The sequence below is a fragment of the Streptomyces sp. NPDC047022 genome (assembly GCF_040644155.1).
Lineage (GTDB): Bacteria > Actinomycetota > Actinomycetes > Streptomycetales > Streptomycetaceae > Streptomyces.
Window position 1 is genome coordinate 87716 of record NZ_JBEYVV010000009.1, and the last position, 22834, is coordinate 110549.

The following is a 22834-nucleotide window of genomic DNA, read 5'->3' on the forward strand; positions in this document are numbered from 1 at the left end:
CGGGGTCAGCCGCGGGGGAACTCGTCGGTCTTGAGGACCAGGTCGACTACGGTGCCGGTCAGGTCGATGTCGTCGCCGAAGTCGACGGTCGTCCTGGTGACGTAGCTGCCCTCCTTGGGCTGCGTGTAGACGTAGCACGTGCCCTTGTAGGGGTCGACGATCACGTACACGGGGACCTCGGCGGTGGCGAAGGCGGTCTTCTTGGGACCGTAGTCATTGGCCGCGGTCCCCTTGGAGATGACCTCCGCGACGAACTCGACGTCCTTGTGGCGCCAGCGGCCCTTCTCCGTCATGGCCGCGCCCTCCCCGAGGGCCGTCACATCGGTGGCGAAGCCGTTGAGGTGACCGGGGTAGTCGATGCGGACGTCGGACATCAACCGCGCCTGGGGGTATTTGGCGCACAACTGCATGATGATGCCCAGGGTGATCTGCCAGTGCGTGGTCCGCTGCGGTGACATGTAGACGGTCCCCTCGACGATCTCGACCTTGTATCCCTCGGGGGTGGGCTCAAGCCGGTCGAACATCGCGTCGAGCGTGCTCTCGTCGTCGCACTCGGCCATCGCGATCCTGTCTTCGAGGACGGTCATCGTGGCGCTCCTCCCCGGCTGCCCCGGACGAGTACAGCCGCGCGGTACAACGATACGCACGGTGCTGTGGACACGCCCGGACGTGCGGGGGTACCCCCGGCGACACTGGACCCATGAGACTCTTCGCCGCGCTCGTGCCCCCTGAGGACGTCACCCATGAGCTCGCCCGCGAGGTGGCCGAGCTGAAGCGGCTGCCCGGGGCGGACGGGCTGCGCTGGACCGGCCGCCCCGGCTGGCACTTCACCCTCGCCTTCTACGGGGAGGTGGACGAGGGCGCCGTACCGGATCTGTCGGCCCACCTGGCGCACGCGGCCCGCCGTACGGAGCCTTTCCCGCTCGTACTGTCGGGCGGCGGGCAGTTCGGGCATGGGCGGGCGCTGTGGGTGGGAGCCGAGGGCGGCCTGCCGGCCCTGCGGCTGCTGGCGGACCGCACGGAGGCGGCGGCGCGGAAGACGGGCCTGCCGATGGGGGAGCATCGCCGCTACAAGGCCCACTTGACGGTGGCGCGCAGCCGGGACGCGGCGGACGTACGCCCGTACGTCGACGCCCTGCGTGACTTCCGCAGCCTTGCCTGGACGGTGGATGAGCTGGTCCTGGTCCGTAGCAACCTGCCGAAGTCCGGCATACCGGGCGAACAGCCCCGCTATGAGGCGGTCGCCCGCTGGCCGCTCGGAGCCGTGGGACACGGTCCGGCGGACGACTCCTAGGACGGGCCGGTTAGTCTCGATGTGTGGACCCGAAGACCCGTAACCGGATCATGGCCGGTGTACTTGTGATGATGTTCGCGGTGGTGGCGCTGACGGCCGCGCTCGGAAAGTAGCCGACCCGCGCGCCGAGCCCCGTGTCCGCCGCGCGGTGGCCCTTGCCTTGAGCGGACTCGAAGGCGTTGGCTGACTCCCCATGGAGTACACGCAGCTCGGACGCACCGGACTCAAGGTCAGCCGACTCGTCCTCGGCACGATGAACTTCGGGCCTCAGACCGACGAACCCGAAAGCCACGCGATCATGGACGCCGCGCTGGAGGCGGGCGTCAACTACTTCGACACCGCCAACGTGTACGGCTGGGGCGAGAACAAGGGCCGTACCGAGACGATCATCGGCAACTGGTTCGCCAAGGGCGGTGACCGGCGCGACAAGGTCGTCCTCGCCACCAAGGTCTACGCGAACATGGCGGCGGACGGCGAGGCCTGGCCCAACCACGACAAACTGTCCGCCGTGAACATCCGGCGGGCCGTGGACGCCAGCCTCAAGCGGCTTCAGACCGACTACATCGATGTCTACCAGTTCCACCACATCGACAGGGCCACCCCCTTCGAGGAGATCTGGCAGGCGATCGACGTCCTCGTCCAGCAGGGCAAGATCCTGTACGTCGGCTCCTCCAACTTCCCCGGCTACAAGATCGCCCAGGCGAACGAGACGGCGGCCCGGCGCGGCGGGACCATCGGTCTCGTCAGCGAGCAGTGCCTCTACAACCTCGCCGAGCGCCGCGCGGAGATGGAGGTCATCCCGGCCGCCCGGGAGTACGGCCTCGGCGTCATCCCCTGGTCGCCGCTGCACGGCGGGCTGCTGGGCGGGGTCATCAAGAAGGAGGCCTCGGGCGGGCGCCGAGCCTCGGGCCGGGCCGCGGACGCGCTCGCCAACACCGCAATCCGCGCGCAGATCCAGTCGTACGAGGACCTGCTCGACAAGCACGGACTGGAACCCGGCGAGGTCGCCCTGGCCTGGCTGCTCACCCGGCCCGGTGTCACCGGCCCGATCGTCGGCCCGCGCACCGCGGAGCAACTCGCCTCCGCACTGCGCGCCGTCGAGCTGGAGCTGAGCGAGGAACTGCTGGCCGGCCTGGACGAGATCTTCCCGGGCCCCGGCCCGTCCCCGGAGGCCTTCGCCTGGTGACCGACCCGGCGTGAACGCTCCGACCGCCACACCCGAGGCCGCCACTGCCCAGCAGGGGCGGCTTCTGCGGTGGGGTCATTCGCGCAGGAACTCGTCGGTTTTCGGAGTGAACCCGAGCGGGGTGGTGGTCATGTCGACGTCGGTTCCGTAGTCGACACGCAGCTCGCACGTGTAATCGCCCTTCTTGGGTTCGGTGTACACGTGGCACCTGCCCTGGTAGGGGTCGGCAATGAGGTACACGGGAACCTCGGCCCGTGCGTAGGCGGCCTTCTTGGGGCCGTAGTCGTTCCGGGCCGTCCCCTGTGAGATGACCTCGGCGACGAACTCGACGTCCTCGTACCGCCAGCGGCTTTCGTCGTCCTTTGCGGCTCCTTCACGCAGCTTGGCCACATCGGGGCAGAAGCCGCTCTCGAAGCCTGGGAAGTCGATACGGACGTCCGTGAACATCCGCGACCGTCGCCGTCCGAAGCGGTCTTCGAGTGCCCAGAGGATCTCGCGAATGGTTTCCCCGTGGATGTCCCGTTGGGGCGTCATGAAGACGCTGCCCCCCCCACGATCTCAACCTTGTAACCCTCGGGGACGGGCATCCGCTCAAGCCGCTCGAACCACTCGTCCAGGCGCTCGGCGTTGTTGTCGGCCATCTCGATCTCGACCCTGTCTTCCAGGACGGTCATGGTGGCGCTCCTCCCCGGCCACCCCCCCGTACGGGTGTGGCCGCGCAGTACAACGTTACGCAGAGCGACCAGGAAACGCCTGGACTCGGTCCAACCGCTCCGGGCGCGTGACGGTGGTCGGGTCAGTCGCGGGGGAACCCGTCCGTTTTGATGATCAGATCGGCCACCGTGTCCGTGAGATCCAGATCCTCGCCGAAGGGGACCGTGGTCTCGGTGATGTAGTCGCCGGCCTTTGGGTGCCTGAAGATGTGGCACCTGCCCTGGTAGGGATCCGCGACGACGTAGAGGGCGACCTCGGCTTCGGCGTACGCCCTCTTCTTGGGGCCGTAGTCGTTGGCGGCCGTGCCCTCGGAGATGACCTCGGCGACGAACTCGACGTCTTCGTAACGCCAACGGCCCCTGTCGTCCTTCTTCGCGGAGTCGCTGAGTTTGGCGACGTCCGGGCAGAAGCCGTTTTCGTGGCCGGGGAAGTCGATCCGCACGTCCGAGAACACCCTCACACTCATCCCGAACCTGTCTTCGAGAGCCCGTACGATCCGCCGGATGATCTCCCAATGGGTATCACGCTGTGGTGTCATGTGGACGTTGCCCCCGACGATCTCGACCCTGAATCCTTCGGGGACGGGCATGCGCTCGATGCGTTCGAACCACTCGTCCAAACGCGCGGTGTTGGCGTCGGCCATCTCGATCCTGTCCTCCAGGACGGTCATGGTGGCGCTCCTCCCCGGCCGCCTTCCCATGATGGCGGCCGCGCAGTACAACGATACGCACGGTGACGAGGTGACGCACCGAATCCGGCAGGGTCGTGGCTCGGAGCCAGCGCGGGAAGCGTCAGCGCACAGCGGCCCGGCCCGCGCGGACGACGCTCAGGGCGCGCTCGACGGTCTCCTCGTTCTCGCCCACCGGGGCCACGTAGCCGATGACGTCGCGCGCGGCGTCCTCCCCGAGCATGCGCGTGATCACCCATGCGGCGAGGTACTGGGACGCCAGGCAGCCGCCCGCCGTGGCGATGTCGCCCTCGGCGTGGAACGGCGCGTCCAGCACGGTGACGTCACAGGCCTCGACGAACGGCCGGGTCTTCATGTCCGTGCAGGCGGGCATGCCCTCCAGCAGCCCGAGCCGGGCCAGCACCAGCGCGCCGGAGCACTGTGAACCGATCAGCTGCCGGGAGGGGTCGAGCGGCAGCCGGGAGAGCAGCCGCTCGTCGGCGACCACGTCCCGGGCCTTCACCCCGCTGCCGATCAGCACGACGTCCGCCTCGGTCACGAACTCCAGGGGGCGCTGCCCGGTCACCTCGACGCCGCTCATCGACGTGACCACCGGCGCCGGCGTCGTGATGAAGGCCTCCAGACCGTCCTTGCGGCACCGGTTGATCAGCGCGGAGGCGATGAAGCTGTCGAGCTCGTTGAACCCGTCGAACGTGACCACGGCTACCTGCATCACAACTCCCTTGAGTGCCGCTTCGGGTGTCCGTTCATCGTGCCCCGCCCGACCCGTCAGACGCCTGCCTCGTACGGCGCGCCCAGGTCCCACGCCTGGTGCATCGCCTCGGCGAACGCTCCCGCGATCTTGTGTTCGCCCCGCTCGTTCGGGTGCGTGCCGTCGTAGGTGTCGCGGTGGATGTCGTACGACGGCGGGACCGAGGCCAGGACGAGCGGAGAGCGGGGCTCGTCCAGGTCCGCCACCGCCTTCGCCAGCAGCTCGTTGAAGCGGGTCACCTCCACGGCGAAGGAGTCGTCGGCCTCCGCCCGGATGTTCGGGATGACGGGGAGCAGGGCCATGCGGACACGAGGGTTCGCCGACCGGGCCTCGGCCACGAACCGGCGTGCGTTCTGGGCCGTCTGCTCCGCGTCGGTGTAGAAGCCGAGGTCGATCAGGCCCAGCGAGACCAGCAGGACGTCCGCGCGCGACTTCCGCACGGCCTCGGCGATCAGCGGCGTCATGTGCTGCCAGCCCTCGCCCCAGCCCGCCAGGTGGGCGCGCGGGAACCCCGGTTCGGCGTAGGCGTACGACGTCGGCTCGTCCGTCGACTTGTCGTGCAGCGTCTCGCGCGGGCCGACCAGCGCGCACGGCCCGTCGTAGGCCGCGCACAGGTGCTGCCACATCCGGTAGCGCCATGTGTGTTCGCCCGCGCTGCCGATCGTCATGGAGTCGCCTACGGGCATGAACCTGAGCATCCGCTCATCATGGACGATCGCCGTCCGGTGCAGGGGGGACGTTCGGGGCTGGTGGGTGTGAGGATGGACACGCCGTCGGCGGCACATCGGCGGATGGCAGGCTTGGGGCATGCGTCGATCGTTCGCGCTCCTTGCCGGGGCCCTTCTCGTCGGTGCGCTCGCCGCGCCCGCGCCCGCGTCCGCCGCCTCCGCCGACGGTGACGGTGACGGCGGAAGCGGATTCACCATCAAGGACCCCCGGATCACGGAGTCCAGCGGGCTCGCCGCCTCCCGACTGCACCCCGGGATCTACTGGACCCACAACGACAGCGGCGACGGCCCGTACGTCTACGCCGTGGACAGCCGCACCGGTCGGACGGTCGCCACCGTCACCCTGCGCGGCATCGGCACACCCCGTGACGTCGAGGCGATCTCCATCGGTCCCGGCAACCAGATCTACCTCGGCGACATCGGCGACAACCTCGGCGGCAAGTGGCCCTACGTGTGGATCTACAAGCTGCCCGAGCCCAAGGTGCTCAAGGACCAGGCGGTCCGGGCCACCCAGTACGTGGTGAAGTACTCGGACGGACCCCGCAACGCCGAGTCCCTGGTCGTGCATCCCCAGACGGGGCGCGTCTACATCATCGACAAGAACGAGGACGGCGGGCACCTCTACGAAGGCCCGGCCGCACTGTCGACCACCGGCACGAACATCTTCAAGCCCGTCGCCGTCGTCGATCTGTGGGCCACCGACGCCGCCTTCTCACCCGACGGCCGCCAGCTCGCCGTACGCGGTTACTTCGGCGGCATCGCGTACGACTGGAACGGCGGGCACATCAAGCGGCAGGGCAGGCTGGAGGTGCCGCTCCAGCGGCAGGGCGAGTCGGTCACCTACACCGTCGACGGGTCGAAGCTGCTGTACGGCAGCGAGGGCGTCGACAGCCCGGTGCAGGCCGAAGACGTGCCCTACAGGGCGAGCGACGGCGCCAAGTCTCCCTCGGGGAAGGGCGGTACGCACTCCGGGGCGGACGGCGGATCGGGGATGGAAGCAGACTACAAGGTGGGCGCGCTGGTGCTCGCCCTCGGCCTGGCCGTCGTCTTCGGCCTCAAGAAGCTGGTGCGCCGCGGTCCGCGCTGACCGGAGTCCGCGCTGACCGGCGCGCGAAGGGCGCCCGGGTAAGTGCCGGGCGCCCTTCGGTTGCTCGTACCCGAGAGGTCAGAGCTTCTCGATCACGTAGTCGACGCACTTCGTCAGCGCCTCGACGTCCGCCGGGTCGATCGCCGGGAACATCGCGATACGGAGCTGGTTGCGGCCGAGCTTGCGGTACGGCTCGGTGTCGACGATGCCGTTGGCGCGCAGCACCTTGGCCACCGCCGCCGCGTCGATCTCGTCCGCGAAGTCGATCGTGCCGATGACCTGCGAGCGCTTGGCCGGGTCGGCGACGAACGGGGTCGCGTACTTGGCGTCCTCGGCCCAGTTGTAGAGCGTGCGCGCGGAGGTGGCCGTACGGCGCACCGCGAAGTCGAGACCGCCCTGGCCGTTGGCCCACTCGAGCTGCTCGTTGAGCAGGAACAGGGTGGCGAGGGCCGGGGTGTTGTAGGTCTGGTTCTTGCGGGAGTTGTCGATCGCCGTGGGCAGGCTGAAGAACTCCGGGACGTGGCGTCCGGACGCGTGGACGCGCTCGGCCCGCTCGATCGCGGCCGGGGAGAAGACGCCGATCCACAGGCCGCCGTCGGAGGCGAAGGACTTCTGCGGGGCGAAGTAGTAGACGTCCGTCTCGGCGATGTCGACCGGGAGACCACCGGCGCCGGAGGTGGCGTCCACCAGGACGAGCGCGCCCTCGTCGGCGCCCGCGACGCGCTTGACCGGCATCGCGACACCGGTGGAGGTCTCGTTGTGGGTGAAGGCGTACACGTCGACGCCCGACTCGGCGGCCGGCTCCGGGTGCGTGCCCGGGTCGGAGGCGATGACGGTGGGCTCGGCGAGCCACGGGGCGAGCTTCGCCGCCTTCGCGAACTTGGAGGAGAACTCACCGAAGGTGAGGTGCTGCGACTTGTTCTCGATCAGTCCGTGGGTCGCGATGTCCCAGAACGCGGTGGAGCCGCCGTTGCCGAGAACGACCTCGTAGCCGTCGGGAAGCCGGAACAGCTCACGGATACCCTCGCGGACCTTGCCGACGAGGTTCTTGACCGGGGCCTGGCGGTGGGACGTGCCGAGCAGCGAACTGCCCGTCGCGGCGAGGGCGTCCAGCGCCTCGACCCGCACCTTGGAGGGACCCGCGCCGAAACGGCCGTCCGCGGGCTTGATGTCAGCAGGGATCTGGATATCGGCCACGAGGCGGAGGGTAGTCGCTCGGTGAAACGGGGCGAGTACGTGTCCGTCGGATGAGACGACGCCACCCGGTCCGTGGACTTGGCGGGAAGCACAAGGCTCCGCGCGAGGTCAGGCGCTCTGGCGTCATGTCACGGACTGTGGCCGAACAGGGTGTTCCGCATCTTTGTTTCCCGGGTGACGCCGGGGATGTCACGGTGACTGTCGGTGGTCGGGGGCATCCTGGTGGCATGACCGGAACGGGTGGGCGAGAGCGGCGGCGCGCAGCCGCCGGGGCGGCCGGCGTGGACGTCGGCGCGCTGCGGGCCGGGCTGCGTGCGGCGGTGCGCGGCGCGGTCGACTTCGGTACGGCGGCACGGGCGCTGCACACCATGGACGCGTCCAACTACCGGCGGGTGCCGCTCGGTGCGGTGGCGCCCCGTGACGCGGAGGACGTGGCGGCGGCCCTGAGCGTGTGCCGTGCGCAGGGCGTGCCCGTCGTCGCCCGTGGCGGCGGTACGTCGATCGCCGGGCAGGCCACGGGCACGGGAGTGGTGCTCGACTTCACGCGGTACATGAACGTGGTGGTGTCCCTCGACCCCGAGGCGCGTACGGCGGTGGTGCAGCCGGGCCTGGTCCTGGACCGCCTCCAGGAGGCCGCCGCCCCCCACGGCCTGTGCTTCGGCCCGGACCCCTCCACACACTCCCGCTGCACGCTGGGCGGAATGATCGGCAACAACTCCTGCGGCTCCCACTCGGTGGCCTGGGGCACCACGGCGGACAGCGTCCGCGAGCTGTCGGTGCTCACCGCGCGGGGGGAGGCGCTGACCCTGGGCCGGGGCTGGCGGGGCGCCCCGGAGGGGCTGCGGGCGCTGGTGGACGGAGGGCTGGCGCCCCTGCGCACGGGGTACCCGGACCTGCCGCGCCGGATCTCCGGGTACGCGCTGGACGCGCTGCTTCCGGAGAAGGGCGCGGACGTGGCCCGCTCCTTCTGCGGCGGCGAGGGCACGCTGGGTGTGCTGACCGAGGCGGTCGTACGGCTTGTGGAGGCACCTCGCGCGCGTGCGCTGGCCGTACTGGCGTATCCGGACGAGAGCGCGGCGGCCGAGGCGGCGCCCGGGCTGCTGCCGCACAAGCCGCTGACGGTGGAGGGCATGGGCGCCGACCTCGTACCGGCGTCGGCCGGGCTGCCACGGGGCGGCGCCTGGCTGTTCGTGGAGACGGGCGGCGCGGACGCGGCCGAGGCACGCGCGCACGCGGAGGCGATCATTCGGGCTGCGGACGTGACGGACGCCGTGGTGGTCACGGACCAGGCCGGACAGCGCGCGCTGTGGCGGCTGCGCGACGACGCGAGCGGCGCCGCTTCCCGGCTGCCCGGGTCCGGGCCCGGATCGGAGGCGTGGCCGGGCTGGGAGGACTGCGCGGTGCCACCGGCCCGGCTCGGCGCCTACCTCCGGGACTTCAGACGTCTGCTCGCCGAACACGGTCTGCGCGGCACGCCCTACGGCCACTTCGGGGACGGCTGCATCCACGTCCGCATTGACTTCGACCTGATCACCGCCCCGGGCATCGCCCGCTTCCGCCGTTTCTCCGAGGACATCGCGGACCTGGTCGTCTCGCACGGCGGTTCACTCTCCGGGGAGCACGGCGACGGCCAGGCACGGGCGGAGCTGCTGCCGAAGATGTACGGGCCGGACCTGATCGCCCTCTTCGAGCGGGCCAAGGACGTCTGGGACCCGGACGGCCTCCTCAACCCGGGCATGCTGGTGAGGCCGGACCGCCTGGACGAGAACCTGCGGTTCGCGGTGCTGCCCCGCGAACCGGTGGACGTCGCCTTCGGCTACCAGGCGGACGGCGGGGACTTCTCGGCGGCGGTGCGCCGCTGCGTGGGCGTCGCCAAATGCCGTACGACGGAGGTGTCCGGGGCGGGCGTCATGTGTCCCTCGTACCGGGCGACCGGCGAGGAGGAACACTCCACGCGCGGCCGGGCCCATCTGCTGCACGAGATGCTGGCGGGCGAGGTGATCACCGGGGGCTGGCGCTCGACGGAGGTCAGGCGGGCGCTCGACCTCTGCCTGTCCTGCAAGGGCTGCCGCACCGACTGCCCGGTGGGCGTGGACATGGCCACCTACAAGGCGGAGTTCCTGCACCACCACTACGCGGGGCGGCGCAGACCTGCGGCCCACTACGCGATGGGGTGGCTGCCGGTGTGGCTGCGGGCGGTCGCCCGTACGCGCACCGCGCCGCTCGTCAACTGCCTGGTGTCTGCCGGGCCGGTCGCGGCGCTCGGCAGACGGCTGGCCGGGATCACGCCCGAGCGGGAGATCCCGCCGGTGGCGGCGGAGACCTTCAGCCGCTGGTGGGCGAGGGCCGGGCAATCGGGTGAGGGGCCGGGCAAGCCCGTCCTCCTGTGGCCGGACACCTTCACCGAGCACCTCTCGCCGTCCGTGGGCAGGGCGGCCGTACGGGTACTGGGGGCGGCCGGGCTGCGCGTACGGCTCGCGGCGGCGCCGCCCACGGCTTCGTGGACGGCCCGGCGGGGGCGCGTCTGCTGCGGGCTGACGTATGTCTCAACGGGCCAACTCGACCGCGCCCGCGCCGTGATGCGCCGCACGCTCGACCTGCTGGACACCTGCCTGGACCCGGAGACCCACCCCGAGCCGCCTCCCGTCGTCGTCCTCGAACCGAGCTGCGCCGCGGCCCTGCGCACCGACCTGCCCGAGCTGCTGCACGACGACCCGCGTGCGCGGCGCCTCGCGGCGGCCGTGGTGACGTTCGCTGAGGCCCTGGAGCGGCACGCTCCGGACTGGACGCCGCCACGGCTGGACCGGCCGGCCGTGGGCCAGACCCACTGCCACCAGCACGCCGTTCTGGGCGACGCCGCCGACCGGCGGCTGCGCGCGGCGGCGGGCCTGACCGGGGAGCTGTCCGGCGGCTGCTGCGGGCTCGCGGGCGACTTCGGCTTCACGAAGGGGCACTTCGACGTGTCACGGGCCTGCGCGGAGGAGCAGCTGCTCCCAGCGGTGCGGTCGGCGCCCGAGGACGCCCTCGTCCTCGCGGACGGCTTCTCCTGCCGCACCCAGCTGGAGCAGCTCGCGGGCATCGGGGCACGCCATGTCGCGGAGGTCTTGGCGGAGGGGCTGAGCGAGGCGGATGAGGGGGTGACGGAGGGGCCGTCGCGGTGAACTCCGTCCGCAGCGGTGGCGGCCCTGGCGGTCTTCGGGAGGATGGAGGCACGGGACGTGTCTCCCCCCACCCCAGGAGCCCTGCGCATGACCCTCCGCATCCGCCCCATCTCGCGGGAAGATCACCTGGCGTTCATCGCCTCGCTCCCGTCGGCCAGCCATATGCAGATGCCTTCCTGGGGGGATGTGAAGCCGGACTGGCGGGCGGAGAGCCTGGGCTGGTTCGAGGAAGGCAGCGGAGGCGAAGGGGGCGGGGAACGGCCGGTCGGCGTGGGCCTGGTGCTGCTGCGCCCGCTGCCCAGGCTCAAGCGGTGTCTGGCGTATCTGCCCGAGGGCCCGGTGATCGACTGGGACGACCCGTCCCTCGAGCGCTGGCTGGCACCGCTGGTCGCCCATCTGAAGAGCCGTGGGGCCTTCTCGGTGAAGATGGGCCCGCCCGTGGCCGTACGCCGCTGGAGCGCGGACGCCGTCAAGGCGGCGATCGCGGACCCGGACGCGCGGCGCCTGCGCGATGTGCCGCCGACCGGGCACGAACCACGGGCCGAGGGCATCGCGGACCGGCTGCGGAGCATGGGCTGGCGGCAGTCGCGGCCCGGCGGCGAGGACGGGTTCACGGCCGGCCAGCCCCGGTACGTCTTCCAGGTACCGCTCGCGGGGCGGACCCTGGACGAGGTCCAGCGCGGTCTCAACCAGCAGTGGCGCCGCAATGTGAAGAAGGCCGAGAAGGCGGGCGTCAAGGTGGTACAGGGCGGGTACGACGATCTGCCGGCGTTCTACACCCTGTACACGGAGACCGCCGAACGGGACCGCTTCATCCCGCGTCCGCTGCCGTACTTCCAGCGGATGTGGACCGCGCTGACGGCCGAGGCCCCGGACCGTATGCGGCTCTACCTCGCCCACCACGACGGCGAGGTCCTGGCCGCCGCGACGATGCTCACGGTCGGCGGCCACGTCTGGTACTCCTACGGAGCCTCCACCGCCCGGCGGCGCGAGGTCCAGCCGAACAACGCGATCCAGTGGCGAATGCTGAGCGACGCCCACGAGAGAGGGGCGGCCGTCTACGACCTGCGCGGCATCACCGACACCCTGGAGGAGTCCGACCACCTGCTCGGGCTGCTGCGCTTCAAGGTCGGCACGGGCGGCCACGCGGTGGAGTACCTGGGCGAGTGGGACCTGCCGCTCAACCGCCTGCTGCACAGGGCGCTGGAGTGGTACATGGCGCGCCGGTAGACGGCCGGGGAGAACCGCGCCCGCCCCCGTACGCCCTCCTGTTCGCTCCATTCGCTCGCGCCCGCCGGCTCAGCGGTCCTGTCGGCCGGCCGTTCGTACGAAGCGATGACAACTGATCAAGTTGAACAAGTAGTTCAACCCACCTCGTGCCGTCTTACGCCTCAGGTTCGACGGGCGCGGTCCTGCCCCGTCCGGCCTGGGTCAGCACGGCTCCTATGCTCGCCGCGATGACCAGCGTGATCGCCACCGCCTGGGGGGCGGTCAGGGCCTGTCCGAGGACGAGGAACCCGGCCGCAGCCGCGAGGGCGGGCTCCAGGCTCATCAGGACCGCGAAGGTGGCGGCGGGCAGGCGGCGCAGGGCCAGCAGCTCCAGGGTGTAGGGGAGGACCGAGGAGAGTATCGCCACGCCCGCGCCCAGGCCGAGCGTCGCCGGTACGAGCAGCTTCGTACCGGACTCGACGATTCCCAGCGGCACGCACAGCACCGCGGCCACCGCCATCGCGAGCGCGAGCCCGTCGGCCTGGGGGAAGCGCCGTCCCGTGCGGGCACTGAACACGATGTACAGGGCCCACATCGCGCCCGCGGCGAGCGCGAACGCGACACCCGCCAGGTCCAGGTTCCCGAAGCCTCCGCCGCTGAGCAGGAAGACGCCGGTCAGCGCGAGGCCCGCCCAGACGAGGTTGACCGCGCGGCGGGAGGCGAGCACCGAAAGGGACAGCGGGCCGAGGACCTCGAGGGTGACCGCGGCGCCGAGCGGAATGCGTTCCAGGGCCTGGTAGAAGAAGCCGTTCATCGCGGCCAGGGAGACACCGAAGACGACGACGGTGCCCCAGTCGACGCGCGAGTGCCCGTGCAGCCGGGGGCGGCAGACGAGCAGCAGGACGACGGCGGCCACGAACAGCCGCAGGGTGACGACTCCGAGCGCGCCGGCCCGGGGTATCAGGGTCACCGCGAGCGCCCCGCCGAACTGCACGGAGACGCCTCCGGCGAGGACGAGTCCCACCGGCCCCGCGGAACCCAGGGACCCCCGGCGGCGCGGTCGCGGTCCGCCGGGCGCGGGGTGCAGGGGGACCGTCCCGTTGGAGACGGGGACCGGGACCGGACCGGAGGGGGCGGCGCTGGGCCTGTTCACGGGGCCTTCCAAGGTGACTCGGTGCGTTCATCGTGATGTACCTTCCGGTCCAGGGTAATGGACTTGGACAGGAGTGTGAACCCGAGACGTGCCTGTACGGCGACGGGCGGGCGGCGGTCAGGTCCCGCGCCGGGGTGCCTCGTCGCGGAAGAGGGGCCGCCCGTCGGGAAGTTGGCCGGGAAAGGCGCGGGAGGGGCCGTGCGGGCGTCCGGAGAACCCGGCCTCGGCCTCGTCCGCGTACAGCGTCGGTACGGCCTCCGCGGACTGTGCCGGTGCCCCGTTCCCTCGCTCCGCGGCAGCCCACCCGTGGCCGCGCGCTCCGTCGGAGGTCGCCCTCCATGCCGTCCGCGGGGTCCGGGTGATCTGTACGGTCTGCGTGCTCGGCCCCGACAGCGGCAGCCGCAGTTCCCCCGTGTCCATCAGGGGGTTGTTCTGTGACTGGTGCAGCCGGGAGTACGCCCCGCCCCGGGCCAGCAGTTCCTCGTGGCGGCCCGTCTCGATGACGCGGCCCCGGTCGACGACCAGGATACGGTCGGCGTCCGGCGCCAGATTCAGGTCGTGGGTGATCACGATCGTCGTACGGCCTGTCATCAGGCGCCGCAGCGGTTTCACGAACCGGCGCGCTGCCATCGCGTCCAGACCGGTAGTCGGCTCGTCCAGGACGAGTACCGGTGAGTCGCGCAGGATGGCGCGGGCCAGCGCGAGGCGCTGGAGCTGGCCGCCGGAGAGCCGTGCCGAGTGGGGGTCGACCAGGGTGTCGTAGCCATGGGGCAGCCGCACGATGAACTCGTGCGCGTCGGCGGCCCGCGCCGCGTCCACGATCGCCTGCTCGCTCGCGCCGGGGCGCCCGCAGGCGATGTTCGCGCGGACGGTGTCGCGCAGGACGAGGGTCTCCTGGGGCAGGAGCGTGATGTACTCGCGCAGCCGGGCCAGCGGAAAGCCGCTGACCGGGACGCCGTCGAGGAGCACCGAACCGGAGTCGGGGTCGTAGAAGCGCAGCAGCATCTTGGAGATCGTGGACTTGCCCGCACCGCTCGGCCCGGTGACGACGACGAGTTCGCCGGGGCTGACGGTGAAGGACAGGCCCGTCAGCGCGGCCCCGTCGGCGCCGGGGTAGCGGAAGGAGACGTCCCGCACCTCCACGGCTCCGTCGGGCCGTCCGGCCGGCTCGTGCATACCCCCGTACGCATACGGGTCCCCGTACGGGACATGATCCGGATCGCGCACCGAGGGCTCCGCGTCCAGGATCTCGATCAGGCGTTCGGCCCCGGCCTTCGCCGCCGTGACGGTGAGACCGAGCTGGGCGAGGCCCCGGACGGGAGGGTAGAGGTAGCCGAGAAACGCGGCGAAGGCGAGGAGCTGCCCGAGAGTCATGCGCCCGGTGGAGATCTCCCAGGCTCCGATGCCGATCACCGCGAGCACGCACACGGTCTCGATGACCTGGACGAGCTGCTCGTAGGCCTCGTTGAGGCGCTGTGAGCGGACCGAGGAACGGAACCAGGCGGTCGCCTCCTTCCGCAGCCGTCTCCGCTCGGCGTCCCGGCGGTCGTACGCCTGGGTGAGGACGATATTGCCGAGCGACTCCTCCACCACGGAAGTGATCGCGCCGTCGGCGACCCGGCCCGCACGTGAGACGTCCCCCAGCAGGCCGGAGAAACGGCGGGCCGCCAGCCAGAACAGGGGCGCGAGGACGAAGGTGGCCGCGGCCAGGTCCCAGCGCAGCCAGATGGCGGCGACCGCGTAGAACAGCGCGCTGAAGGCCGCGGACGCCGCGCCGACGAGGCCGGACACGATCATCGTCTCGATCGCCTCGACATCGCTGGTGAGCCGGGACAACAGGTCGCCCTGCCGGTGCCGTTGGAAGAAGTGCGGCGGCAACTGCTGTACATGGTCGAAGACATGGTCGCGCAGCCGCATCACGTAGCGTTCGGTGAGCCAGGCGGCGAGCGAGTTGCCCGCGTACCCCATCAGCGCGCCCACCACCGCGACGCCCAGCCACTTGGCGGCCGGATCCCAGAACGCGCTCAACGAGCCCTTCTCCAGGGCATGGTCGGTCAGGTCGCTGAACAACAGGATGGCTTCGGTCTCGGCGAGCGCGGCCACCACCGCGCACAGCCACACGCACACGAGCCCGGCCCGCAGCCCTCCGGTCAGGGGCCAGAACCGCCGGAACGCGATATGCGCGGAGATGGCCGGTGTGTCGCCGGCCTCGTACTCGTCGTATTCCTCGTGAACGTCATGGGTGCCGGGTGGGCGGGCCTCGCCGTAATGATCCGTGCCGGTCATGGCAACAATGCTCGGCCACTGGCCTTGGCTCACCCTTTGAAATTCCTCAGGAAAACCTGCGAATAATTCCGGGGCTGCCGGAATTACTCCGTGAAGCCCGAAGAGGGCCGACGGTGCACCGTCGGCCCTCTTCTTCACCACTGGTTCAGCAGCCGTGGCCGGGAACCGGCTTGGGGTGGTGCTTCGGCGCGTGCTTCGGCTTCGGCTTCGGGTGCGGCGGGGGCGGGAGCTGCCTCGACTTGGGCTTCGGGTGCAGGGGGGCCAGCTTCTTGAAGCTCATCTCGACTCCTTGAACGGTTTGTTGTGCAGCTGTGCAGCTGTGCAGCTGTGCAGTTGGGCGAGAATTCTCTGCGGACTCGCCCGGGAACTCACGACTGAAGTCCTTCGGAATTCCCGCGCCGTCCGACATGAAAGAACCTACAGGGCGATGCAGTGGCAAAGACCCGGATATCGCTGTGAACTCCTGAGAATCTGCTGGGACGACACTGAGGAACCTGAGCACCACTTGTCCGCCAAGGGCCTTGCCTGTGAGGCTCCTTGGTGACGCGGTTGCGGGCGGGCACCGCGGTGATCGTCCCCCGAGGCCGCCGGCACCGCCTGGAACTGGAGACGCCCAGCAACCTGATGTCGGTCACCCTTCGGGCCGGCACCCGCCTCGAGAAGCGGCACCCCTGAGGCCGCACCGGGTTCGCGGCACTACGACCGTGCGGGCTGGTTCGCGATCAGGAGGGTGGTTCCGGCGGGGCGGAAGCCCAGGCGGGCGTAGATGCGGGCGACCGCTTCCTGCGCGTAGGCGAGGAAGACCGTGCTCACCCCGTGCTCGCGGGCGTGCTCGGCCAGCGCCGCGGTGACGGCCGGGGCCAGGCCCTGGCGGCGGGCGGTGGGGAGGGTGCCGACACCGCCGATCTCGGTGGCGTCCGCCGCCGGGTGGTAGTGACCGGCGGCCAGCGGGGTGCCGTCGGCGGAAAGGGCGGCGATGAGCGTCTTGTGCCCGGTGCGGAGCGTGGGGCGGATCGACTCCACGGTGCCGTCCTCGGTCAGTCCGGCGGCCAACGACAGCAACTCCGCACGGCCCGCCGGGCCCAGGGCGGTGTCCTGCTGCGCGAACGCCAGGCGGGGGAGCGCGAGCACCGCGGGCAGCGCGGGGTCGTCGGCCGTCATCACCCGGAGCTTCACACCGTCCGGCAACGGCGCGGGTGCCAAGGGACGGTCGGGGTCCACCACCATCAGCGGCCGTTCCAGCACCGGCAGTCCGGCGCCCTCGATACGAGCACGCATCCCGGGCGCCGCCTCCGCCAGCCACTCGAACGCCTCCGGCACACCGAGTTCGCGCTGCCGGGCACGCACGCGGGCGATGTCGGCGGCGGTGACGGTGCCCTCCGCGGTGGGCCGGGCGTGGCTCGGTCCGCCGTAGTACGGGGTGCCGGGTGCCTTGCGTACGAACAGCCTCAGCGGGCCGAAGTCCTCGGCCTCGGCGAACAGCAGGGGCACCGTGGCGTAGTACCGCTCTATCCGGTCGCGTGGTGAGTCACTCATACGGCGCAGTTGATCAGAGAGCCGTGCACTACCGCACCTCGTGTGATTCGCCCACTTTGCGCGGGCCGATGGGGTGACGGTGCCTGGTGCGTCCGTTTGCCGGTGCCCCGGGGCGGCTACCCATGCGTCGCCGTCCGCGTTCAAGCGGCACCCGATGTCGGCGGCATCCGACATGGTCCGGTGGAGGAGTGCGATGGGTCGGCGCGGAGCGCAGGGTGGCGGGCGGCCGGGTTCGGCCGCCAGGGTTGCGGTGACGGCGGGGGTGCTGCTGGCGGGGCCGTGCGTGGTTCCCGCGTACGCGGTGACCAGCGTGGGGTGTACGGACGCGGACCTGATCGCGGCGATCAACGCATCGAACGGAATGGCGGGCGGAGACACACTGTCGCTCGCGTCGTACTGCGTCTACACGCTGACCGACGCCGACGGCACCCTGCCGACGATCACCCAGCCCCTGACCGTCCATGGCAACAACGCCACCATCCGCCGCGACCCCGCCGCCACCACCCAGTTCCGGATCTTCGCCGTCGGTGCCAGTTCGCTGACCATGGACACCCTGACCGTCATGAACGGCGACGCGACCTCCACCGGCGGTGACGGCGGCGGCGTGCTCCTCAGTACCGCCAACGGGTCGCTGTCCACCACCGACGTCAACTTCCAGGGCAACGTGGCCGAGAACGGCGGCGCGGTGGCCACCACCGACGACGCGACCGTCTCGCTCACCGGCGGCGCCCTCACCGACAACCGCGCCGACGGGGACGGCGGTGCCGTCTACGGCACGGCGGCGGGCACGGTCACCCTGAGCTCGGTGACCGTCCAGCGCAACCGCGCCGCCTCCGAGGGCGGCGGGGTGAGTCTCACCAACTTCAATGCGACGAACATCACCAACAGCGTCATCAGCGACAACACGGCGGTGGAGGACGGCGGCGGAGTCCAGTACGGCGGCAGCACCTCGAGCACGCTGTCCATTTCCGGCAGCAGGATCACGGACAACAGGGTGATCCGCAGCCAGAACGGCGGTGGGGGGCTGTTCAACGACCCGGAGGCCGGGGCCGGCGCCACCCTCACCAACACCTTGGTCAGCGGCAACCTGCTCACCGGGTTCGATGCGGCCAACCCCGGCAGCAACCTGGGCGCGGGCATCCTCCACCGGGAGGGCACACTCACCCTCAACGCCAGCAAGGTCGCCGGGAACCAGATCGTCGGCGCGGGCGGTCAGGGCGCAGGGATCGCCCTCTGGGGGAGCATCGGGGCCACAGACCTGAACCTGAACAGCACCAGCGTCACCGGCAACCTGGCCTCCGGGCGGTACTCCCAGGGCGGCGGGCTCTACACCAGCACGAACACCGCGACCAGCTCCAGCGTGACGGTGACCGACTCCCATATCGACCGGAACAAGGTGACCGGCACAGGCTCGGCCGCCGGAGGCATCTACAACGTGGACACCATCTACTCGTTCATCACGTCGAGCGTAAACGACAACATCGCGCCGATGGCGCCCGCACCCGGCGGCGTGTACACGGGCGTGGCCATCACCAGCGTCGACGGTGCGACCACCTTCATGGGCAACACGCCCACGAACTGCCTGTTCAGCCCGCAGCCGGTCATGAACTGCACGAACTGACCGCCACGGAGTCGGCGCATCGGCGAGGGCAGCGACACGGCTCCGTCCGCGTGGCGGGTCGCGGGAAAAGGTGGAAGAAGAAATTAATGCAAGCACGCTTGATTGTTTTCGGCGCCGCTGCCATGCTCCCCCCATGTCCGATCCGACGCTGCCCGTGTTCGACGATCTGCACGAAGAGAACGAGGAACTCGACGGGCTCGTAGCCGAGTTGAGCCCGACGCAGTGGACCCTCCCGACCCCCGCCCCGGGCTGGAGCATCGCCCACCAGATCGCGCACCTCGCCTGGACCGACCGGGCCGCGCTGCTGGCCGCCACCGACGCCGAGGGGTTCGCGGCGGAGGTCCAGAAGGCGCTCACCTCCCCCGACACCTGGGTGGACGACGCGGCCCGGGAGGGCGCCGCGCAGCCGCCCGCCCGACTGCTCGCCGAGTGGCGCGAGGGACGAGCCGCCCTGGACCGCGCCCTGCGCGCGGCACCCGCCGGCGCCCGTTTCCCCTGGTACGGCCCGCCGATGGCCGTGGCGTCCATGGCCACCGCCCGGCTGATGGAGACCTGGGCGCACGGGCAGGACATCGCCGACACGCTCGGCGTGACCCGCACCCCCACGGACCGGCTGCGGCACGTGGCCCGCATCGGCGTGCGCACCCGTGACTTCGCCTTCGGGGTAAGGGGGTTGAGCCTGCCGCAGGAGGAGTTCCGCGTCGAGCTCACCGCCCCCTCGGGTGCCCATGTCTGGTCGTACGGGCCCGAGGACGCCGGCCAGCGCGTCACCGGCACCGCGCTGGACTTCTGTCTGCTGGTCACCCAGCGCGCGCACCGTGCCGACCTCGCCCTCAAGGCCGAGGGGCCGGACGCGGACCAGTGGCTGAACATCGCGCAGGCCTTCGCGGGCCCGCCCGGCGGCGGACGCCCCGCGAAGGGAGACCACAAGGGGGCCGGCGCATGAAGCCCCTGCGTATCGGCAACGCCTCCGGCTTCTACGGCGACCGTTTCGACGCCCTGCGCGAGATGCTCACCGGCGGCCCCCTCGACGTCGTCACGGGCGACTACCTCGCCGAGCTGACGATGCTCATCCTCGGCCGCGACCGCCTCAAGAACCCTTCCGGGGGCTATGCCCGCACGTTCCTCGGCCAGTTGGAGGAGTGCCTCGGTCTCGCACACGAGCGTTCGGTCAAGATCGTGACGAATGCCGGTGGCCTCAACCCCGCCGGTCTCGCCGACGCGGTGAGGGAGTTGGCCGGCCGGCTCGGTATCCCGGTGCGGGTCGCACACGTCGAGGGCGACGACCGTACCGCCGACTTCCCCGGCACCCTCGCCGCCCACGCCTACCTGGGCGGTCACGGCATCGCCGCCTGCCTGCGCGAGGGCGCCGACGTCGTGGTCACCGGGCGCGTCACGGACGCCGCGCTCGTCACCGGGCCCGCCGTCGCCCACTTCGGCTGGGGGCCGGAGGATCACGACCGGCTGGCGGGCGCCGTGGTCGCCGGGCACGTGCTGGAGTGCGGGGCGCAGGCCACCGGCGGCAACTACGCCTTCTTCACCGGGCACCCGCCCGCGCTGCTGCGCCGCCCCGGCTTCCCGCTCGCCGAACTCCACGAGGACGGCAGCAGCGTCATCACCAAGCACGAAGGCAGCGGCGGCATCGTGGACACCGGCACGGTCACCGCGCAGCTTCTGTACGAGACGGCGGGCGCACGGTACGCGGGCCCGGACGTCACCGCCCGCCTCGACGCGGTACGGCTGACCCAGGAGGCGCCCGACCGGGTGCGGATCGAGGGCGTACGGGGAGAGGCACCGCCCCCGACCCTCAAGGTGGGCCTCAACCGCCTCGGCGGGTTCCGCAACGAGGTCGCCTTCGTGCTGACCGGCCTGGACATCGAGGCCAAGGCCGCCCTCGTGCGGGACCAGATGACGGACGCGCTCGCCAAGTCGCCGCCGGCCGAGGTGCGCTGGGACCTGGCCCGTACCGACCACTCCGACGCCCCGAGCGAGGAGACGGCCAGCGCCCTGCTCCGCCTCGTCGTGCGCGACCCCTCCCAGGAGGCGGTGGGCAAGGCGCTGAGCGGCGCCGCGGTCGAACTGGCCCTCGCCAGCTACCCCGGCTTCCACGTGGTCGCGCTGCCCGGAAAGGGCTCGCCCTACGGGGTCTTCGAGTCCGCCCACGTCGACCGTGAGACCGTCGGCCACACGGCGGTGCTCCACGACGGGCGGCGGATGCCGGTGCCCCCGGCCCACGCCACCCGCGTACTCGACGACGTACCGGAACCGGCCCTCCCCGAGGCGCCGCCCCCGGGCCCGACCCGGCGCGCGCCCCTCGGCCTTCTCGCCGGAGCCCGCAGCGGCGACAAGGGCGGGAACGCCAACGTCGGGGTGTGGGTGCGCACGGACGCCGCCTGGCGATGGCTCGTCCACACCCTCACCGCCGACCGTTTCCGCGAGCTGCTGCCCGAGACGGCCGGCCTGCGCGTCGAGCGCCACGTCCTGCCGAACCTGCGCGCCCTGAACTTCGTCGTCGAGGGCATCCTCGGCGAGGGCGTCGCCGCGCAGCACCGCTTCGACCCGCAGGCCAAGGGCCTCGGCGAATGGCTGCGCGCCCGTCACCTGGACATACCGGAGGACCTTCTGTGACCGTCCTTTCCACAGCTGTGGACGTGGGGGACCCGGACCACCGGGCGAACCGCGAGACCATGCTCGCCAAGCTCGCCGACCTGGACGCCGAGCACGCCAAGGCGCTCGCGGGAGGCGGACAGAAGTACGTCGAACGGCACCGGGCTCGCGGCAAGCTGCTCGCCCGGGAACGCATCGAACTGCTCCTCGATCCCGACACACCCTTCCTGGAACTGTCCCCGCTCGCCGCCTGGGGCAGTGACTACGCGGTCGGCGCGTCCCTTGTCACCGGCATCGGCGTGGTCGAGGGCGTCGAGTGCCTGATCACCGCGAACGACCCGACCGTGCGGGGCGGTGCCAGCAACCCGTGGAGCCTGAAGAAGGCCCTGCGCGCCCATGAGGTCGCGCTCTCCAACCGGCTGCCCCTCATCAGCCTGGTGGAGTCGGGCGGGGCCGATCTGCCCTCCCAGAAGGAGATCTTCATTCCCGGAGGCGCGATCTTCCGGGATCTGACCCGGCTGTCCTCCGCCGGGATCCCCACCGTCGCCGTCGTCTTCGGCAACTCCACCGCCGGAGGCGCGTACGTCCCCGGCATGTCCGACCACGTGATCATGGTGAAGGAGCGGGCCAAGGTCTTCCTCGGCGGTCCGCCGCTGGTGAAGATGGCCACCGGCGAGGAGAGCGACGACGAGTCCCTCGGCGGCGCCGAGATGCACGCGCGCGTGTCGGGGCTCGCGGACCACTTCGCCGTGGACGAGCAGGACGCCCTGCGGCAGGCACGCCGCGTGGTCGCCCGGCTGAACCACCACAAGGCGTACCCGGAACCGGGTCCGGCCGCCCCTCCGAAGTACGACCCCGAGGAACTTCTCGGGATCGTGCCGGGCGACCTGAAGGTGCCGTTCGACCCGCGCGAGGTCATCGCCCGCATCGTGGACGGCTCCGACTTCGACGAGTTCAAGCCGCTGTACGGGACCAGCCTGTGCACCGGGTGGGCGTCCCTGCACGGCTATCCGGTCGGGGTGCTGGCGAACGCCCAGGGGGTGTTGTTCAGCGCGGAGTCCCAGAAGGCGGCCCAGTTCATCCAGCTCGCCAACCAGCGAGACATCCCGCTGCTGTTCCTGCACAACACCACCGGCTACATGGTCGGCCGTGAGTATGAGCAGGGCGGCATCATCAAGCACGGCGCGATGATGATCAACGCGGTCAGCAACAGCCGGGTGCCGCATCTGTCCGTGCTCATGGGTGCCTCGTACGGCGCCGGGCACTACGGCATGTGCGGACGGGCGTACGACCCGCGCTTCCTGTTCGCCTGGCCGAGCGCCAAGTCCGCCGTCATGGGCCCGCAGCAGCTCGCCGGCGTCCTGTCGATCGTCGCCCGGCAGTCCGCGGCGGCGAAGGGGCAGCCGTACGACGAGGAGGCGGACGCCGCACTGCGCGCCATGGTGGAGCAGCAGATCGAGTCCGAGTCCCTGCCGAAGTTCCTGTCCGGGCGGCTGTACGACGACGGGGTCATCGACCCGCGCGACACCCGCACCGTCCTCGGCCTGTGCCTGTCCGCGATCCACACCGCGCCCTACGAGGGCGCGCGCGGTGGGTTCGGCGTCTTCCGGATGTGA

The 22834-nt window shown here is 71.1% G+C and carries 18 protein-coding genes and 2 pseudogenes; 10 read left to right on the plus strand and 10 right to left on the minus strand.

The window, feature by feature from the left end; genetic code table 11:
• Positions 1–5: 5 nt before the first annotated feature.
• Positions 6–587 (minus strand): Uma2 family endonuclease, encoded by a 582-nt coding sequence (locus tag ABZ845_RS12790; RefSeq protein ID WP_360977194.1) that lies wholly within the window; start codon positions 585–587, stop codon positions 6–8.
• Positions 588–700: 113 nt separating this feature from the next.
• Between ABZ845_RS12790 and thpR the strand changes: the two genes are divergently transcribed.
• Both thpR and ABZ845_RS12800 read left to right on the plus strand, forming a co-directional pair.
• Entirely contained in the window at positions 701–1294 is a 594-nt protein-coding gene (gene thpR, locus ABZ845_RS12795) for an RNA 2',3'-cyclic phosphodiesterase (protein WP_360977197.1), read from the plus strand.
• Between the two features lie 193 nt (positions 1295–1487).
• Positions 1488–2480: an aldo/keto reductase gene (locus ABZ845_RS12800; protein ID WP_360977200.1), complete on the plus strand. Its 993-nt coding sequence runs from the start codon at positions 1488–1490 to the stop codon at positions 2478–2480.
• 75 nt (positions 2481–2555) lie between these two features.
• On the opposite strand, the pseudogene ABZ845_RS12805 reads toward ABZ845_RS12800, so the two are convergent.
• The 4 genes and pseudogenes from ABZ845_RS12805 to ABZ845_RS12820 all read right to left on the minus strand — a co-directional run bounded on the left by ABZ845_RS12805 (position 2556) and on the right by ABZ845_RS12820 (position 5331).
• Positions 2556–3154, minus strand: a pseudogene (locus tag ABZ845_RS12805) (Uma2 family endonuclease).
• Between the two features lie 122 nt (positions 3155–3276).
• Positions 3277–3864, minus strand: coding sequence for a Uma2 family endonuclease (locus ABZ845_RS12810; RefSeq protein WP_360977203.1), 588 nt, complete (start codon positions 3862–3864; stop codon positions 3277–3279).
• 121 nt (positions 3865–3985) lie between these two features.
• Positions 3986–4594 (minus strand): DJ-1/PfpI family protein, encoded by a 609-nt coding sequence (locus ABZ845_RS12815; RefSeq protein ID WP_360977206.1) that lies wholly within the window; start codon positions 4592–4594, stop codon positions 3986–3988.
• A 56-nt stretch (positions 4595–4650) separates the two neighbouring features.
• A complete protein-coding gene (locus ABZ845_RS12820) occupies positions 4651–5331 on the minus strand; it encodes an SGNH/GDSL hydrolase family protein (RefSeq protein WP_360977209.1) in 681 nt (226 codons plus the stop codon).
• 109 nt (positions 5332–5440) lie between these two features.
• On the opposite strand from ABZ845_RS12820, the gene ABZ845_RS12825 reads away from it, so the two are divergent.
• Positions 5441–6448 carry a WD40 repeat domain-containing protein gene (locus ABZ845_RS12825; RefSeq protein WP_360977212.1) on the plus strand — a complete coding sequence of 336 codons (1008 nt, stop codon included), beginning with the start codon at positions 5441–5443 and terminating at the stop codon, positions 6446–6448.
• A gap of 78 nt (positions 6449–6526) precedes the next feature.
• On the opposite strand, the gene serC is transcribed toward ABZ845_RS12825, so the two are convergent.
• Positions 6527–7645, minus strand: coding sequence for a phosphoserine transaminase (gene serC, locus ABZ845_RS12830; protein WP_360977215.1), 1119 nt, complete (start codon positions 7643–7645; stop codon positions 6527–6529).
• Positions 7646–7872: 227 nt separating this feature from the next.
• On the opposite strand from serC, the gene ABZ845_RS12835 reads away from it, so the two are divergent.
• Together ABZ845_RS12835 and ABZ845_RS12840 are read left to right on the plus strand one after the other, a co-directional pair.
• A complete protein-coding gene (locus tag ABZ845_RS12835) occupies positions 7873–10806 on the plus strand; it encodes an FAD-binding and (Fe-S)-binding domain-containing protein (protein ID WP_360977218.1) in 2934 nt (977 codons plus the stop codon).
• A gap of 87 nt (positions 10807–10893) precedes the next feature.
• Positions 10894–12036, plus strand: coding sequence for a peptidoglycan bridge formation glycyltransferase FemA/FemB family protein (locus ABZ845_RS12840; protein ID WP_360977221.1), 1143 nt, complete (start codon positions 10894–10896; stop codon positions 12034–12036).
• Positions 12037–12190: 154 nt separating this feature from the next.
• Here ABZ845_RS12840 and ABZ845_RS12845 read toward each other — a convergent pair whose 3' ends face one another.
• The 3 genes from ABZ845_RS12845 to ABZ845_RS12855 all read right to left on the minus strand — a co-directional run bounded on the left by ABZ845_RS12845 (position 12191) and on the right by ABZ845_RS12855 (position 15734).
• The gene (locus ABZ845_RS12845; protein ID WP_360977505.1) at positions 12191–13102 is read right to left on the minus strand and encodes an EamA family transporter; all 912 of its coding nucleotides are present in this window, start codon (positions 13100–13102) and stop codon (positions 12191–12193) included.
• Between the two features lie 183 nt (positions 13103–13285).
• Positions 13286–15454, minus strand: a complete 2169-nt coding sequence (locus tag ABZ845_RS12850; protein ID WP_360977224.1) for an ABC transporter ATP-binding protein — start codon at positions 15452–15454, stop codon at positions 13286–13288.
• 145 nt (positions 15455–15599) lie between these two features.
• On the minus strand, positions 15600–15734 hold the full coding sequence (locus ABZ845_RS12855; RefSeq protein WP_360977227.1) for a hypothetical protein: 135 nt from the start codon (positions 15732–15734) through the stop codon (positions 15600–15602).
• Between the two features lie 260 nt (positions 15735–15994).
• On the opposite strand from ABZ845_RS12855, the pseudogene ABZ845_RS12860 reads away from it, so the two are divergent.
• Positions 15995–16129, plus strand: a pseudogene (locus ABZ845_RS12860) (cupin); the annotation flags it as partial.
• Between the two features lie 21 nt (positions 16130–16150).
• Here ABZ845_RS12860 and ABZ845_RS12865 read toward each other — a convergent pair.
• Entirely contained in the window at positions 16151–16990 is an 840-nt protein-coding gene (locus ABZ845_RS12865; protein ID WP_360977230.1) for a GNAT family N-acetyltransferase, read from the minus strand.
• A 193-nt stretch (positions 16991–17183) separates the two neighbouring features.
• Here ABZ845_RS12865 and ABZ845_RS12870 point away from each other — a divergent pair, with 193 nt between their 5' ends.
• The 4 genes from ABZ845_RS12870 to ABZ845_RS12885 all read left to right on the plus strand — a co-directional run bounded on the left by ABZ845_RS12870 (position 17184) and on the right by ABZ845_RS12885 (position 22834).
• Positions 17184–18611 carry a hypothetical protein gene (locus ABZ845_RS12870; RefSeq protein ID WP_360977233.1) on the plus strand — a complete coding sequence of 476 codons (1428 nt, stop codon included), beginning with the start codon at positions 17184–17186 and terminating at the stop codon, positions 18609–18611.
• A gap of 133 nt (positions 18612–18744) precedes the next feature.
• Positions 18745–19557 carry a TIGR03084 family metal-binding protein gene (locus tag ABZ845_RS12875; RefSeq protein WP_360977236.1) on the plus strand — a complete coding sequence of 271 codons (813 nt, stop codon included), beginning with the start codon at positions 18745–18747 and terminating at the stop codon, positions 19555–19557.
• Positions 19554–21239, plus strand: a complete 1686-nt coding sequence (locus ABZ845_RS12880) for an acyclic terpene utilization AtuA family protein (protein WP_360977239.1) — start codon at positions 19554–19556, stop codon at positions 21237–21239. Before ABZ845_RS12875 ends, ABZ845_RS12880 begins: the two co-directional genes overlap by 4 nt.
• Positions 21236–22834 carry a carboxyl transferase domain-containing protein gene (locus tag ABZ845_RS12885; RefSeq protein WP_360977242.1) on the plus strand — a complete coding sequence of 533 codons (1599 nt, stop codon included), beginning with the start codon at positions 21236–21238 and terminating at the stop codon, positions 22832–22834. Before ABZ845_RS12880 ends, ABZ845_RS12885 begins: the two co-directional genes overlap by 4 nt.

Coding starts and splice junctions, on each gene's coding strand:
- ABZ845_RS12790 (WP_360977194.1), bottom strand. CDS start 587: ATGACCGTCCTCGAAGACAGGATCGCGATGGCCGAGTGCGACGACGAG.
- thpR (WP_360977197.1), top strand. CDS start 701: ATGAGACTCTTCGCCGCGCTCGTGCCCCCTGAGGACGTCACCCATGAG.
- ABZ845_RS12800 (WP_360977200.1), top strand. CDS start 1,488: ATGGAGTACACGCAGCTCGGACGCACCGGACTCAAGGTCAGCCGACTC.
- ABZ845_RS12810 (WP_360977203.1), bottom strand. CDS start 3,864: ATGACCGTCCTGGAGGACAGGATCGAGATGGCCGACGCCAACACCGCG.
- ABZ845_RS12815 (WP_360977206.1), bottom strand. CDS start 4,594: ATGCAGGTAGCCGTGGTCACGTTCGACGGGTTCAACGAGCTCGACAGC.
- ABZ845_RS12820 (WP_360977209.1), bottom strand. CDS start 5,331: ATGCTCAGGTTCATGCCCGTAGGCGACTCCATGACGATCGGCAGCGCG.
- ABZ845_RS12825 (WP_360977212.1), top strand. CDS start 5,441: ATGCGTCGATCGTTCGCGCTCCTTGCCGGGGCCCTTCTCGTCGGTGCG.
- ABZ845_RS12835 (WP_360977218.1), top strand. CDS start 7,873: ATGACCGGAACGGGTGGGCGAGAGCGGCGGCGCGCAGCCGCCGGGGCG.
- ABZ845_RS12840 (WP_360977221.1), top strand. CDS start 10,894: ATGACCCTCCGCATCCGCCCCATCTCGCGGGAAGATCACCTGGCGTTC.
- ABZ845_RS12850 (WP_360977224.1), bottom strand. CDS start 15,454: ATGACCGGCACGGATCATTACGGCGAGGCCCGCCCACCCGGCACCCAT.
- ABZ845_RS12855 (WP_360977227.1), bottom strand. CDS start 15,734: ATGAGCTTCAAGAAGCTGGCCCCCCTGCACCCGAAGCCCAAGTCGAGG.
- ABZ845_RS12865 (WP_360977230.1), bottom strand. CDS start 16,990: ATGAGTGACTCACCACGCGACCGGATAGAGCGGTACTACGCCACGGTG.
- ABZ845_RS12870 (WP_360977233.1), top strand. CDS start 17,184: ATGGGTCGGCGCGGAGCGCAGGGTGGCGGGCGGCCGGGTTCGGCCGCC.
- ABZ845_RS12875 (WP_360977236.1), top strand. CDS start 18,745: ATGTCCGATCCGACGCTGCCCGTGTTCGACGATCTGCACGAAGAGAAC.
- ABZ845_RS12880 (WP_360977239.1), top strand. CDS start 19,554: ATGAAGCCCCTGCGTATCGGCAACGCCTCCGGCTTCTACGGCGACCGT.